The 13,234-nt window shown below is 69.7% G+C and carries 15 protein-coding genes; 3 read left to right on the top strand and 12 right to left on the bottom strand.

Features of this window, described 5'->3' with window-relative positions; genetic code table 11:
• Positions 1-31: 31 nt before the first annotated feature.
• Entirely contained in the window at positions 32-778 is a 747-nt protein-coding gene (locus AB0L64_RS11180; RefSeq protein ID WP_363710022.1) for a lysophospholipid acyltransferase family protein, read from the top strand.
• 3 nt (positions 779-781) lie between these two features.
• Here AB0L64_RS11180 and AB0L64_RS11175 read toward each other — a convergent pair whose 3' ends face one another.
• The 3 genes from AB0L64_RS11175 to AB0L64_RS11165 are packed head-to-tail and all read right to left on the bottom strand — an operon-like array spanning position 782 to position 5,580.
• Positions 782-2,689 carry a hypothetical protein gene (locus AB0L64_RS11175; RefSeq protein WP_363710021.1) on the bottom strand — a complete coding sequence of 636 codons (1,908 nt, stop codon included), beginning with the start codon at positions 2,687-2,689 and terminating at the stop codon, positions 782-784.
• Position 2,690: 1 nt separating this feature from the next.
• Positions 2,691-3,548 carry a hypothetical protein gene (locus tag AB0L64_RS11170; protein ID WP_363710020.1) on the bottom strand — a complete coding sequence of 286 codons (858 nt, stop codon included), beginning with the start codon at positions 3,546-3,548 and terminating at the stop codon, positions 2,691-2,693.
• Between the two features lie 4 nt (positions 3,549-3,552).
• Entirely contained in the window at positions 3,553-5,580 is a 2,028-nt protein-coding gene (locus AB0L64_RS11165; protein WP_363710019.1) for an AAA family ATPase, read from the bottom strand.
• Positions 5,581-5,820: 240 nt separating this feature from the next.
• Between AB0L64_RS11165 and AB0L64_RS11160 the strand changes: the two genes are divergently transcribed.
• Entirely contained in the window at positions 5,821-6,345 is a 525-nt protein-coding gene (locus AB0L64_RS11160; protein WP_363710018.1) for a hypothetical protein, read from the top strand.
• A 20-nt stretch (positions 6,346-6,365) separates the two neighbouring features.
• Here the strand turns inward: AB0L64_RS11160 and AB0L64_RS11155 are convergent, their stop codons facing one another.
• The 7 genes from AB0L64_RS11155 to AB0L64_RS11125 all read right to left on the bottom strand — a co-directional run bounded on the left by AB0L64_RS11155 (position 6,366) and on the right by AB0L64_RS11125 (position 11,383).
• A complete protein-coding gene (locus tag AB0L64_RS11155; RefSeq protein WP_355695672.1) occupies positions 6,366-7,364 on the bottom strand; it encodes an inorganic phosphate transporter in 999 nt (332 codons plus the stop codon).
• Positions 7,365-7,366: 2 nt separating this feature from the next.
• Positions 7,367-7,999 carry a DUF47 family protein gene (locus AB0L64_RS11150; RefSeq protein WP_131460665.1) on the bottom strand — a complete coding sequence of 211 codons (633 nt, stop codon included), beginning with the start codon at positions 7,997-7,999 and terminating at the stop codon, positions 7,367-7,369.
• A 138-nt stretch (positions 8,000-8,137) separates the two neighbouring features.
• On the bottom strand, positions 8,138-8,446 hold the full coding sequence (locus tag AB0L64_RS11145) for a DUF202 domain-containing protein (RefSeq protein WP_359934360.1): 309 nt from the start codon (positions 8,444-8,446) through the stop codon (positions 8,138-8,140).
• Entirely contained in the window at positions 8,443-8,775 is a 333-nt protein-coding gene (locus AB0L64_RS11140; RefSeq protein WP_355695668.1) for a DUF202 domain-containing protein, read from the bottom strand. The genes AB0L64_RS11145 and AB0L64_RS11140 overlap by 4 nt, the downstream gene beginning before the upstream one ends.
• Positions 8,772-10,016 (bottom strand): glycoside hydrolase family 3 N-terminal domain-containing protein, encoded by a 1,245-nt coding sequence (locus AB0L64_RS11135; protein WP_363710017.1) that lies wholly within the window; start codon positions 10,014-10,016, stop codon positions 8,772-8,774. Before AB0L64_RS11135 ends, AB0L64_RS11140 begins: the two co-directional genes overlap by 4 nt.
• 1 nt (position 10,017) lies before the next feature.
• Positions 10,018-10,431: a MarR family transcriptional regulator gene (locus tag AB0L64_RS11130; protein ID WP_363710016.1), complete on the bottom strand. Its 414-nt coding sequence runs from the start codon at positions 10,429-10,431 to the stop codon at positions 10,018-10,020.
• A complete protein-coding gene (locus AB0L64_RS11125) occupies positions 10,319-11,383 on the bottom strand; it encodes a DMT family transporter (protein ID WP_363710015.1) in 1,065 nt (354 codons plus the stop codon). Before AB0L64_RS11125 ends, AB0L64_RS11130 begins: the two co-directional genes overlap by 113 nt.
• A 38-nt stretch (positions 11,384-11,421) precedes the next feature.
• On the opposite strand from AB0L64_RS11125, the gene AB0L64_RS11120 reads away from it, so the two are divergent.
• On the top strand, positions 11,422-12,042 hold the full coding sequence (locus tag AB0L64_RS11120; protein WP_363710014.1) for a TetR/AcrR family transcriptional regulator: 621 nt from the start codon (positions 11,422-11,424) through the stop codon (positions 12,040-12,042).
• Here AB0L64_RS11120 and AB0L64_RS11115 read toward each other — a convergent pair.
• Together AB0L64_RS11115 and AB0L64_RS11110 are read right to left on the bottom strand one after the other, a co-directional pair.
• A complete protein-coding gene (locus AB0L64_RS11115; protein ID WP_363710013.1) occupies positions 12,039-12,701 on the bottom strand; it encodes an ion channel in 663 nt (220 codons plus the stop codon). The two genes, AB0L64_RS11120 and AB0L64_RS11115, sit on opposite strands and share 4 nt — an antisense overlap.
• Positions 12,698-13,207: an acyl-CoA thioesterase gene (locus tag AB0L64_RS11110; protein WP_363710012.1), complete on the bottom strand. Its 510-nt coding sequence runs from the start codon at positions 13,205-13,207 to the stop codon at positions 12,698-12,700. Before AB0L64_RS11110 ends, AB0L64_RS11115 begins: the two co-directional genes overlap by 4 nt.
• Positions 13,208-13,234: the final 27 nt, after the last annotated feature.

Raw genomic sequence — 13,234 nt, 5'->3', positions numbered from 1 at the left:
ACACCCTAGACGAACCATGTAACGTCGAGGGATGCGCGACCTCGTCTATCCGCCTGTCATCGCCTTCGCGAAGACCGCGTTCACGGTGCTGGACCTCAAGATCCGCCGCACCGGGACCGAGCACGTCCCGCGCACCGGCGGAGCCCTGATCGCGATGAACCACATCAGCTACGTCGACTTCATCCTCGGCGGGTACGGCGCGCTGCCGGCCAGGCGGCTGGTGCGCTTCATGGCCAAGGAGGTGCTGTTCCGCAACCGGTACTCCGGCTCGCTGATGCGCGGCATGCACCACATCCCGGTGGACCGCGAGGCCGGCGCCGCGTCGTACGAGCAGGCGATCCGCTACCTGAACGCCGGTGAGCTGGTCGGCGTGTTCCCGGAGGCGACGATCAGCCGGTCGTTCGAGCTCAAGGAGTTCAAGTCCGGCACGGTCCGGATGGCCGCGGAGGCCGGCGTACCGGTGCTGCCGATGATCCTGTGGGGCACGCAGCGGATGTTCACCAAGGACCACCCGCGGGACTTCAGCCGGCACCGGCCGATCTCGATCAGCATCGGCGCGCCGATCACGGTGACCCGCGACGACGATCCGACCGAGGCGACCGCCCAGCTGCGCTCCACGATGGCCGGAATGCTCGACGAGACGATCCGGACGTACCCGGAGCAGCCACCCGGCGCCTGGTGGCTACCCGCCGCGTACGGCGGCAGCGCACCAACCCCCGCCGAGGCCGCCCGCCTGGACCAGGAAGAACTCGCCCGCCGCGCCCTGAAGAAGAAGTAGACCTCAGCCACTCCGGTCGAAGAGGGTGCAGGGCACCAGGCGCAGGAACGGCTGTGGGCTGGGCGTGCCGCGGGTGAAAGCGTCGGCCGGAGGGTCCTGCCAGCTCGAGGCCAGGGTCAGGAGTGCGTCGGTTCGGAGGTTCACGGCCTTTCGCTGGGTGCCGTTGATCGAGTACGACGGCAGTACTGCGGTGCCGGGTGTGCCGGCGAGGTCGGCGTACGGCAGGGCGTCCGGCGACGGTTCGTCGTACCCGTGCCGGAAACCGGCCAGCCAGGTCTCGAGGCCGGCCGTGGCGGTGCGGAACCTGATCCAGCGGTGGTTGTCCCAGCCGTTGCCGAGGACGAAGCGGGTGACGAGTTTCTTCGCGCCCGCCTCACCACGCTCGACCAGGTCGGTCACCACCGTGTCCTTCATCGTCAGGTTCAGGCCGCCTTCGTCGTGGTCGTGGTAGATCGTGACGATCCGGTCGCGGTAGCCGGGCATCACCAGCTGCGCCTCGTCCACCCAGCCGCGCGCAGTGTCCAGGATCGACCGGCCGAACAGCGCGACCAGGCCGAGCCCACGTCCGTCCCACCGGGTCCAGCGCCGGTTCAGCCCTCCCTGGTTGACGACCGGCAGTCGGGTGTTCTCGGCCTGGTCCTTCAGGTCCTTCGGCACGCCCGGCGGGAACAGGGCCAGGTCGACCGCGAAGGTCGGCCGGGCCGGCAGCGGCGAGTCGAAGAAGTGCACCGGCAGGTTGCTCGCGATGCCGCCGTCGGAGAACCAGTTCACCTCGAAGTCCGGCGCGGGTACGGCGGGCAGCGCCTGCTCCGGCCCGGCCTGCGGGTTCGCGTCCCGCCAGTCCGACACCGCGGCACTGACCTTGCTGTACGCCGGGTGCGTGAAGTCGATCGCATACAGCGGCACGGCCGAGATCAGGAACGGGAAACTGAGGCTCATCCGGGTCGCGACGATCACCGGCAGATCGGCGGCAAGCGGGAACGGCCGCTTCGGTGCGGCCTGTAACCGGCGCAACTCGCCGGCCCACCGCTTGGCCGGTTGCGGGGACAACGGCGGCGGGTGCTCGCACATCCAGTCCACGACCCTGGCCGGGAACAGCTCCTTGAACTCGCCTGGGTCGAAGAAGTACTCGCGTTCCGGCCAGGGCATCCGCATCGGCTGGTGCCGGGTCAGGTTGGTGGTCATCATCCGCAGCTCGACACCAGCCGCGGTCAGGTGCCCGAAGGTGACCGGATCCGCGTCCCCGGCCCGGCCGGCGAAGTCCTGCAGCTTGCCGTGCAGCCAACGGGTCAGCGGCTCCGCGCCGCCCTCGGACCTGCCCGCCATCCCGTTGCACAGCCCGAAGTTGTTGTCCGGCACGTTCTTCGCGAGGCTACGGAGCACGCCGGCCGTGACGGCCACGACGACACCGACGACTGCTAGCAGCGCACCGGCGATCACCGCGGCCCAGGCCGCCACGCCCTGACCGAGGATCCCGAGGACGAGCAAGACGACGCCGGGCACGGCGCCGGCCAACGCCCACAGGGCGAAGGCGGACAGCGCGGCACGAACGACGCGCGCCACCCGGCCGGTGCCGGAGGTGCCGAGTCCGGCCGTGAAGACCTTGTACAAGGGCGCCGTACCGCGCTGTGGCTGGAACAGGCGGAACAGCAGCGAGGCGCCTCCCGGGCGGTGGGCCATCAGATCGTCGGGCAGTCGTTCGAGTTTTCCGAACCCCCCGGCCTCGCGGCCCAGTTCTGCCGCCGCCGCGGCCGCCGCGGCGATGGCGCCCGCCGACGATCCCCCGACGGACGCCAGCTTGTAGTGCCGGGCCAGTTCGCAGACCGCGCTCGGATAGATCACCCCGCTGGTGATGCCGCCTTTCATCAGTACGTCGCAGCTCCGCGGCGGCGCGGGTACGTAGGTCGCCATGTCAGCCCCCGAACAGTCGTGCAAAGTAGGCCTTGATCACCTGGTGCGTCATCGCGACGTACTCGTCGTCGTCGGTGAACGTCTCCCGGACCGCGACCACGGCGTCCTCGAACGCCTTGCGCGCGTCGGGATCGCCGGGCGCCTTCGCCGCCTCGGCCTTGCGCTGCGCCACGACTTCGAGGAACGCGATGAGCTTGATGAGATGCCGCCGGCGGTTGGCCACCAGTCCCAGCCGCTGGAGTGCGCAGACCTCGATCGTGGTGCGGCCGCGGACACTCTCCCGGCCGCGGATCTGGCGGGGCCTGATCTGGCCGTCGTCGACGGTGCCAGTGCCCCAGACGAACTCCAGGTGCTCCTCGGGGTCGTCGAAGTACGGATGCAGCAGCAGCGGGCGCTCGTTCCTCTCCTCGCCGTCGCGGTGGGCACGGCGCTTCTCGGTCGGCAGCGGGAACGCGTTCGCCTTGCCGGCGGTCGCGGGCAGACCGGCCGGGAAGTCCTGCTTGCGCGGGCTGTTGCAGTCGGTGCAGGACGGCAGGAGGTTCTCCCACTTGCTGGCCAGCCACCAGTAGCCGGGCGGGGTCCGCTGTCCGGCGATCGTCACTTCGCCCTTCGGCCGGAAGTGCTCGACGGCCGTCGGCTGCGTCGCGTCGTAGAACGTCTCGCAGTACGCGCACCGGCCGCCGAAGGCAGCCTTCAGCGCCTGCCGCACCTGCTCGTGCCGGTACGCGTTGAACGTGCCCGGATACCGCGCGGACTCGTTCGCCGGATCGGCGTAGAACGTGGCGAGCCTGGTGCGTTCGCGCTGCGCGGCGGCACTCGACAGGCTGGCCGGCGGCTGCGGGATCGGCATCCGGCGCATACGATCACCTCCCGGAGTCCGAGGTCGGAAGGTGTGCGGCCCACACCGCGGCGAGGTCCGCATCGAGCGCCGCCGACCGCTCGTCGCGTTCCGCGGCCGGCACCGGATCGCCTTCGGCCCGGCGACGAGCGATGAACTTGTCCGCCGAGTCGAGCAGCAGGCGTTCGCGCTCGCTGCGGCCGAGCTGGTCGAGTTCGTCCAGCCGGCTGCGTACGTCGGCCAGCCGGGCACGCGCGCGACCGTTCGGTTTCCGCAGCTCGATCAACTGGTAGTACTCGGTCCAGAGGTCCGCGACCACCGGGTCGTCGGTGCTGCCCAGGCCGAAGTGCTCGGAGGTGAGCAGCTGATCCACCCGCATCCCCTGCACCGGCGGAAGATCGCTGATCGCGACGATCCTGTTCTGCGGATTGCGGCGGATCACCGTCACCTCGCCGTCGAGCACTCCGCGCAGGCACAGCGGATCGTGGGTGGTGACCACGAACTGGACCCGTGGCAGCAACTGCCGCAGTGCCGCGACGATGCGCATCCGCCACCGCGGATGCAGATGGGCGCCGAGCTCGTCGATCAGCACGATGCCCTCGGCCAGGGACACGTGCTCCCACAGGCCCAGCACGGTACTCATCACGTCGCACGCCAGCACGAGCATCGACTGGTAGCCGTCGCTGAGGTCATCCAGCGAGCTGCGCTGCCTACCCTCGCGGACCTGGACCACGTGCTGGTTCCGGTCGGCGACCAGCCGGGCGCCGGACGGCAGATCGAGCAGCCGGGTCAGTCCGTCGGCCACGACGGCGTACGTCGGTTCAGGCAGCGAGAGCAGCCATTCGGTGGGGTCCGCCATCGCGAGGAAGGGATTGAACAGGTTGTCCACGCGGCTCATGCCGGTCCGCGGCGGCATCACGACCGCTTGCGGGCGGGGGAGCAGCCGGGTGGCGCCGTACCCGAGCAGCAGCACCCGCGCGGCTTCCGGTCCCCTGAACTCGGTCGACGTGCGGTCGAAGGTGACCTGCAGCGGGACCGGGTCCCCGGTCAGGGAGACCTCGATGCTGCCTTGGCGGCTGCCGTACCGCAGGAGCCGTTGCGGCGCGATGCCGAGCTCACGCCGGTACCCGCCGCCGATCAGGGCCAAGGCGATCGCCTGCAGGATCGAGCTCTTGCCGGAACCGTTCTCGCCGAGCAGCACGCGCCACGGGCCGGTCTCGCTGACGGAGCGGGAGAAGTCCAGATCGAGGTCCTCGATCGGGCGGAAGTTGCGGATCCGGACGCGCTCGATCCAGCGCACGGTACTGAAGTAGTTGGACTTCTCGACCTCGCCGAGCGGCCCGAAGGACTCCAGGTTGTAGTAGTCACGGGCCAGCGGGGTGGCCGTCGGCTGAGCCCGCTTCGGCAAGGCGGACAGCTGCCGTCGCAACGCCTGGAACTCGTCCAGTGGACTCGGCTTGCCGCGCTCCTCCGCGGCCGAGCGCCGGGCCGACACCAGTGAGGTGCGGTTCAGCGCGAGCACCTCGACGGTGGTGGCGCCGCGCTGGGTGGCACCGACGACCGTGCCGTCCGGCTGGAAGATCAGATGCGGGTCCGGATCGTCGACGCTCGGGTCCAGCAGGTACGGGAGTTCGCGGTCCAGTCGCTCGCGCCGCGACGCGCGATCCGGCCGCTCGATCGGGAACCTGTTGCCCTTGGCCCGGATACAGTCCGCACAAGCCGGCAGCAGGTTCTCCCAGGTGTAGGCGAGCCACCAGTAGTGGTCCATGCTCACCGCGCCGGCCTGGTCCACCGCACCCCACGGAGGGCGGTAGTGGGTCACGGACGCGCCCAGGCTGCGGCTGGCGTAGCCGTCGACGGCGATCCTCCGCTCGCAGAACGCGCAGCGCCCACCCGTCATCGCGATCAGCGCGTCGAAGACCTCGGCGCCGTAGAGGAACTGGTCCAGCTCGGGCGGCGTGGCGGCTCGTGTCCGCCGCCGGTTCCACAGACCGAGTCGTGCTCCGGTCGACCGGAGGACCTCCGGCACAGTAGGTCGTTCGAGTCTGATCACGACACATCACCCCCAGGGCCCGCGGGCCCACCCCACCTCTCATCATGCACCCGCCGGGCACCGACAGCACAGGCGTCAAACGTTTACGTGAGCACGGCACCGGCTACCGGACGAGAGCTTGACCCTCGGGCCGGAACGAGGGTACGAAGGGCTGTCGTTTGACAGAGCAGGAACCTGGGGGGTCCCTGTGCAACGGGTCCGCGTCGGTGGGTCCGTGGACACGAGCGGGCGGGGAAGGTTTTGTTCGATACACCCGAAGAGCTGCATCTGTTCGATCCGGGAGCGCTGACGCCGGCGCCGCACGTGGCCGAGCACATCCCGGACGCCGGGGCGTTCTTCGTCGACTGGGCGGTGCGAGGGCTGTCCGCCGACCGCGCCCGGGAGATCGAGTCCGCAGTGAACGGCCGGCGCAGCCAGAACGGCTGGTTCCCACTCGAGACACTGGACAACATCGGCCGCAAGGGCTTCTGGCGGGGCCCGCTGACCTATCTGGCCCGGATGACGGGCGACGACTCGCGGATCCTGCAGCAGTGGGCCACGGACCACCTCGACAGCGACCAGGCGACACGGATCGAGGCGACCGTCGACCACCTGCTCCACCAGCAGGGCCACGCGGCCGCGGCCACCTGGGCCGTCGCCGTACGGCCGCGCACGTTCCTGGACGCCGAAGTGCTCGGCGACCGCCTCTTGGCCGCATGGGAGTACAACCTCGGCTCCATCCGCTCCAAGGACGTGGCCAAGGCCGTACGCCGCTGGAACCGCTAGGCGCGCGGCGGTCCGGGACCTTACTCGAGGATCAGGTGGGCCAGACCGTAGACGGCGGCCGCGACGATGCCGGCGGCCGGGATGGTCAGGACCCAGGCGGTGACGATGCCCTTGGCGACGCCCCAGCGGACGGCGGACAGGCGCTTGGTGGCGCCGGCGCCCATCACCGCGGAGGTGATCGTGTGGGTGGTGGAGACCGGCGCGTGCAGTCCGATCGCCATCACGTACAGAACGCCCGCGGCGATGGATTCGGAGGCGAACCCGCGGGCCGGGTCCAGGTGGATGATCCGGCGGCCGAGGGTTCGCATGATCCGCCAGCCGCCGGAGTACGTGCCGAGCGAGATGGCCGTCGCGGCCGAGATCTTCACCCACAGCGGGATGCCGTCGCCCTGCTGCACGTGCCCCGTGGTGAGCAGCGCCAGGAAGATCACGCCCATCGTCTTCTGCGCGTCCTGCAGGCCGTGCCCGAGCGCCATCGCGGCGGCGGACAGCGACTGCGACATCCGGAAGCCGCGAGTGGTCTTGCCCGGGTTGCGGTGCCGGAACAGCCAGAGGATCGCGAGCATCAGCAGGAAGGCGCCGGTGAAGCCGATGGCCGGCGACAGCACCATCGGGATCACGACCTTGTCGAGGATGCCGGACCACAGCACCGTGCTGGCCGAGGCCAGGCCGGCCCCGACCAGACCGCCGATCAGCGCATGCGACGAGGAGCTCGGCAGACCGAAGTACCAGGTGATCAGGTTCCAGGTGATGGCGCCGACCAGGGCTGCGATCACGACCACCAGGCCGTGTGTCCCGGACGGTGCGGTGATGATGCCCTTGCCGACCGTCTCGGCCACCTCGGTGCCGGCCAGCGCGCCCAGGAAGTTGCACGCGGCAGCCATCAGTAGCGCCACCCGCGGCGTCAGCGCCCGGGTGGACACCGAGGTCGCGATCGCGTTGGCGGCGTCGTGGAAGCCGTTGGTGTAGTCGAAGGCCAGCGCGATGGCGACGACGGCGACGACGAGCGCGAGCTCCACGCTCAGCTCTCCTTGACCGCGATCTGCTCGACCGTGTTGGCGACGTGCTCGAACGCGTCGATCGCGGCCTCCAGCAGGTCGACCACGGTCTTCAGCTTCATCACCGTCAGCGCCTCGTACTCACCGCTGAACAGCTTGGCGATCAGCCGCCGGTGGACCGCGTCGCCGGTGTTCTCCAGCCGGTTGATCTCGATCCAGTACTCGGCCAGGTCCTTCATGGTCCGCAGCCGCGGCATGGTCTCGGCGGTCAGCTGCGCGGCCCGCTGGAGCACCTCGATCTGCTCGGCGATCTCCTCCGGCAGCTTCTCCAGGTTGAACAGGTGGATGGTGTCGACCGCCTCCTCCATGAAGTCCATGACGTCGTCGAGGTCGGAGGCCAGCCGGTAGATGTCCTCCCGGTCGAACGGCGTGACGAAGGTCGAGTTCACCCGGCGGATGATCGAGTGGGTGGTCTCGTCGGCCGCGTGTTCGGCGTCCTTCATCTGGGCGGCGATCTGATGACTCGCGGAGAGCCCGGTCCCCGCCGTACTGCCGAGCAGCTCCGCCAGGATCCTGGATCCTTCGACCAGGTGGTTGGCAGACTCGGTGAAAAGGTCGTAGAACGTCGGGTCGTTCGGACGCAGACGTAACGGCACTTCAAGCTCCGGATGAACGAGGGACAAACCGTGAACATGCTAGGGGGAACGGACCGCTGACGTGGCATCCGCCATGTCAACGTACCGCGTCGGTATGAACTCGCCGCCGGGCGATATACGCCGGGTAACTGGTCAGTTTCACCGTGTGACCACTGCGTACAGGTCGAAAAGCCCGACGACGAGGACCAGGCCGGCCGCGATCCGCAGGATGTTCTGATGGCCGAGAGCGTGCACGGCGCCCCCCTCGGAGCGGCGGTAGACGGCGCTCACCGCGGCCCAGCAGCCCAGCGCCAGCACGAGAACGACGATTCCGAGGCCCGTCCGGACCTCCGACGAACCGTGGCCGGAGGCAAGCAGCAGGACGCCGTTGGCGATCAGTCCGAGCGCCGTACGCCGCCACGCGAGCAGCGTCCGCTCCGGCTGCCGACCGGGATCGGGTGTGCTCATCGCCACACTGAGAACAACAGGCCGATCAGTCCGACCACGGCGATCGTTGCTCCGAGCATCAGCGGCAGCCTGGTCACAGGGAGTGCGCCGCCGCGACGCATCGCGGTCAGGTTGAGCTGCCAGCGCCGGAAGGCACCCGCGGTCGTGACGATTCCGGCGAGGACCAGAACGATGCCGATGATCCGGGCCGGCCAGCGGTCCGGACCGAGGTCGAGGAACTGGACGGCGGACAACCCGCCCGCGTAGCAGGCGAGGGAGGTCCGCAGGTACGCCAGGTACGTGCGCTCGTTCGCCAGCGTGAAGCGGTAGTCAGGCTCTTCTTCGGTCATCCGCAGGTCACCAGACCGTGGTCCTGTTTGAGGATCAGCACACGACGCACGCTACTTGTCAGCTGCGCGGCGAAGGACTCGTCCTCCTCCGCCTTGTCGACCAGGGCCGTCACCATCGTCGCGGTCAGCCCGGCCTTGGCGTTGATGACGATGTCGCCGCCGGCCGCGACGAACCGGGTCGCGCGCTCCCCCGCCGGGACCGACGCGACCTCCGCGGCGGCGCCGACGTCGTCGGTGATCACGACACCGCGCCAGCCGAGATCGCCGCGCACCATGCCCTGGATGACGGTCGGCGAGAACACCGCGCGGTTCTTCGGATCGATCTTGGTGTACGTCACGGTCGAGATCATCACCATCGACGTACCGGCCTTGATCCCTTCCGCGAACGGCCGCAGGTCGGCGTCGCCGCGGACCGTGACGTCGTCGACGACACCGGCCGAGAAGTCGGTGTTGCCGCGGACGCGTCCGAGCCCGGGGAAGTGCTTGACCGAGGTCGCGACACCGGCGTTCCGCATGCCCTGGACGAATGCCCGCACGCCCCTGCTCGCTTCCGCCGGCGTGTTGCCGTACTCACGGTCCAGCTGGCCGATCGGTGCGTTGCTGGACTTGAGCAAGCTCGGTACGACGTCGGCCACCGGCGCGAGGTCGACGGTGACGCCGGCCTGCTTGAGCTGGCTGCCCCACTCCTGGGCCTGCGCGGTCAGCTTGGAACTCGACCAAGTGCCCTGCACCGTCGCGGCCGGGATGCGATCGAAGCCGGGGCCCTTCAGGCGCTGGATCTGGCCGCCCTCCTGGTCCGCGGCGATCAGCGGGCGGATGCCCTTCACCGTCGCGGCCGAGGTCACCGCGGCCATCGCCGTGCGGGTGTGCGAAAGGCTGCCGCTGCTGCCGATCAGGAAGACGCTGCCGGACTTCTGCTGCTGTACGACGGCCTGCTGGGCGTCCGACATACCGTCGGCGTTGATGCCGGTCATGATGAGCTGCGCCGCCTGCTCGCGCAGCGTCAGGGCCTTGAGCTTCTGGTCGACGCAGTTCGCGGTCGTCGGCTTCGACGACGGGGGCGGCGCGGACGTCGATGCTGTGGGCGACTCCGTGGCGGTGGTGGGCGGCACGCTCGGTTCGGCGGTCGTCGGGATCGACGAGGACGGCACGGTGCTCGGCCCCGCGGTCGGGGTTCCACTGTCACCGCAGCCGGTCACAGCGAGGGCAGTCAGCGCGATCAGCGCGACCGGACGCCTCATCTCAGGTCCGCTCCCACGCTGCACGGTCGACGGTGTCGCCGGAATGCCGGGCCAGTGTCGCGCAGACGTCGTACAGGTGCTCGACCTGCTCGGGGGTGAGCGCGTCGAAGATCGCCTTGCGCACCTCCTCGACATGGCCGGGCGCCGTGTCCACCAGCTTCTGCCGGCCGAGCTCGGTGAGGATCGCGACCTGGCCGCGGCGGTCGGACTCGATGCCCTCGCGCTTCACCCAGCCGTTCTGCTCGAGCCGGTTGACCGCGTGCGACAGCCGGCTGCGGGAGCCGAGCGTGGCGACCGCGAGTTCACTCATCCGCAACCGATTGCCCGGCGCCTCGGACAGCCGGACGAGAATCTCGTAGTACGTGTGCGGGATTCCGGCGTCGCGTTGCAGCTGCTGCTCGATCCGGCTGCTCACCACGCGCTGCGCCGCGATGTACGCACGCCAGGCGTGACTCTCCTGCTGATCCAGCCACCGGGGTTCCACCATCCCCGCAGCGTACTTGCTGCCCGAGCCGGATCAGCAGTACGGCGGCAGCACACACCAGCATGCCGACGACGGCGAGTCCGCCGATCGTCTCGTGGAACAGCAGGAACGCGAACACCATCGTGGTCGGCGGCACCAGGTACAGCAGCGAACTGATGCGCGTTGCGCCCGACAGCTTGAGGTTGACCAGATACAAACCCCAACCACCACCAGTTGCCAGCAGCACCAGCCAGAACACCGCACCGTAGAAGCCAGGAGCAGCGGGCACGCTCATCCGGCCCGTCGACGCGGCCAGGGCGGCGAAGAGGACCGCTGACGCGAGACTCTGGACCGCCAGCGCATCGAGCGACGTCGTGGCCGGCTTGCGGAGCCGATCGAGACACGTGCCTGCGACCAGACCGAGCAGACCGCCGATCGGCAGCAGGAAGAGCAGCGCCGAGCCGTGCCCGGCGTGGAGGTCTTCGGCCACCACCAGAGCGACGCCGGCCAGACCGAGGAGCAGCCCGAGCCACTGACGCCGGCTGACGCGCTCGCCGAGGAGCGGTCCGGCGACGGTCGCGATCAGGAGCGGCTGGAGCGAGCCGATGAGCGCGGTGACACCGGCCGTGATGCCGTGGTCGATACCGGTGAAGATCAGCCCCAAGTACACGAACTGGGTGAGGAACGCCATCCAGGCCTGGGTCACGAGGTCGCGGCGGGAGATGCGCGGCCGCCGGATCGCCAGCACCGCCGCGGCGATCGCGCCCGCGACGAGGAACCGCCAGGCGAGCAGGTCGAACGCGTTCGTGTACTGCGTCCCCCAGCGGGCGCCGATGAAGCCGCAGCTCCAGAACACGACGAACCCGGTGCCGGCTGCCAGCGTGAGCGCCTTCTGCGTGGTCATGCAAGGACGGTAACCACACCGGTCGGTATACTGTCAGTATGCTCGACCAGCAGGTGAGACTGATCGTGGACCGGGAGATTCCCGCCGCGCCCCGGCTGACGCCGGCCGGCGAGCGCATCTTGGCGGCCGCGTCGACGATGTTCTACGAGCAGGGGATCCGAACCGTCGGGGTCGACGCGATCGCCGCGGCGGCAGACGTGACGAAGAAGACGCTGTACGACCGGTTCGGATCGAAGGACCGGCTGATCGCGGCGTACCTCGAGCGGCGGGACCGCGCCTGGCACGAGTTCCTCGACGAACAGCTGACCGCGCGGAACCCGACCACGCCGGAGGCGGTGATCCTGGCGTTGTTCGCCGCGCTGACGGACTGGCTGGCCGGCTCGCGCAACGGGTGCGGATTCATCAACGCGAGTGTGGAGCTGGCCGCGCCGGACCATCCGGCGATGCCGGTGATCGTCGGTCAGAAGCGCTGGATGCGGTCCGAGTTCGAGGCGCAGGCGCGCGCGGCGGGATTCGCCGACACCGGCGAGCTGGCCGACCGGCTGCTGCTCCTCCATGAAGGCGCCCTGGTCAGCTACCGGGTCGCCGCGATGACGTCGGCGCCGGAGGTCGCGGCCCGGGCGGCGGCCGATCTGCTGGCGGGGTGGCCCCGGAGCTAGGTGTTGCTTCGCTTGGTGATCGTGAGGCCGACGAGACGGGACACGACCATCGCGACGTACCCGAGCCCGGCGAGCTGCTCGAGCATGACGACCGAGCGGCTCCAGGACGTGATCGGGACGATGTCGCTCAGACCGGTGCTGGACAGCGTGGTGAAGCTCAGGAAGAGCAGCTCCATCCAGGTGCGGCCGTTGGCGGGATCAACGGCCGCCGTGAAGCTGCCTGGTACGAGGACCTGGACGAACACGTACAGATAGGCGAAGCCCCAGGCCACCAGGGTGAAGGTGGCGCCGGTCGCGAAGAGTTCGTCGACGCTGACGTCGTGGTCGGAGAGCATGTAGCGGAGCAGGCTGTAGGCCGCGTAGAAGTAGAAGGCCGCGTGCAGCGCGCCGGAGATCGCGACCACCGGCTCGGTCGGGTTGAACGCGTCGAGCAGCGACAGCGCCACCGCCGGGATGCCCAGGCAGACGCTGACCCAGGTGAGCCCCGGGGTCGCGCGGACCGAGAAGACCGCGAGCACGAGGACGACGATGCCGAGGATCTCGAACGCGACGCGGCCGGGGCGCGATCCCTCCATCGCCGGGTAGACGAGTACGCCGAGCAACTGCACCACGAGCAGCACGGCGGACGGGTTCCGCCGGGCGTGCGCGAGAACGCTCATCGGGATTCCTCGCGGGAGGCGATGATCGCGGCGCGGCGCGCCAGCCGGTGGCTGCGGCGGATCTCGGCCTCACGCAACCGCCGCCGGTCCTCGTCGGTCTCCGGCACCACCTGCGGCACCTCGCGGGGCTTCCCCTCCTCGTCCACGGCCACGAACACCAGGTACGCCGACGCGACGTGCACCTGCGGGCCGACCGCGTCCCAGCGGTCGGCGGTGATCCGGACGCCGACCTCCATCGAGCTCCGGCCGGTCCAGTTCACCTGCCCGCTGAAGTGCACGACATCACCGACGCGCACGGGGACCAGGAACACCATCTCGTCCATGGACGCGGTGACCGCGGCACCACCGGAGTGACGGGCGGCGACCACGCCGGCGACCGAGTCGACCAGCGTCATGATCACGCCGCCGTGCACGGTGCCGAGCAGGTTCGTCTCGTTCTGCGCGGTGAGGTGCGACAGCGACAGCCGCGTCTCCGAGGTCGGCCGCGACGACGGGCTGCTGGACATGCGCACTCCTTGGTTGCTGGACCTGGG

Origin of the sequence: Kribbella sp. NPDC051936 (genome assembly GCF_040680955.1) — a bacterium.
Taxonomy (GTDB): domain Bacteria; phylum Actinomycetota; class Actinomycetes; order Propionibacteriales; family Kribbellaceae; genus Kribbella.
The sequence above is the reverse complement of the archived record's forward strand: the minus strand, read 5'-3'. Positions and strand labels throughout refer to the sequence as shown.

Excerpts from the sequence above, each read along its gene's own strand:
- AB0L64_RS11180 (WP_363710022.1), top strand. The coding sequence starts at position 32 with ATGCGCGACCTCGTCTATCCGCCTGTCATCGCCTTCGCGAAGACCGCG.
- AB0L64_RS11175 (WP_363710021.1), bottom strand. The coding sequence starts at position 2,689 with ATGGCGACCTACGTACCCGCGCCGCCGCGGAGCTGCGACGTACTGATG.
- AB0L64_RS11170 (WP_363710020.1), bottom strand. The coding sequence starts at position 3,548 with ATGCGCCGGATGCCGATCCCGCAGCCGCCGGCCAGCCTGTCGAGTGCC.
- AB0L64_RS11145 (WP_359934360.1), bottom strand. The coding sequence starts at position 8,446 with ATGAGCACACCCGATCCCGGTCGGCAGCCGGAGCGGACGCTGCTCGCG.
- AB0L64_RS11140 (WP_355695668.1), bottom strand. The coding sequence starts at position 8,775 with ATGACCGAAGAAGAGCCTGACTACCGCTTCACGCTGGCGAACGAGCGC.
- AB0L64_RS11135 (WP_363710017.1), bottom strand. The coding sequence starts at position 10,016 with ATGAGGCGTCCGGTCGCGCTGATCGCGCTGACTGCCCTCGCTGTGACC.
- AB0L64_RS11125 (WP_363710015.1), bottom strand. The coding sequence starts at position 11,383 with ATGACCACGCAGAAGGCGCTCACGCTGGCAGCCGGCACCGGGTTCGTC.
- AB0L64_RS11120 (WP_363710014.1), top strand. The coding sequence starts at position 11,422 with ATGCTCGACCAGCAGGTGAGACTGATCGTGGACCGGGAGATTCCCGCC.
- AB0L64_RS11115 (WP_363710013.1), bottom strand. The coding sequence starts at position 12,701 with ATGAGCGTTCTCGCGCACGCCCGGCGGAACCCGTCCGCCGTGCTGCTC.
- AB0L64_RS11110 (WP_363710012.1), bottom strand. The coding sequence starts at position 13,207 with ATGTCCAGCAGCCCGTCGTCGCGGCCGACCTCGGAGACGCGGCTGTCG.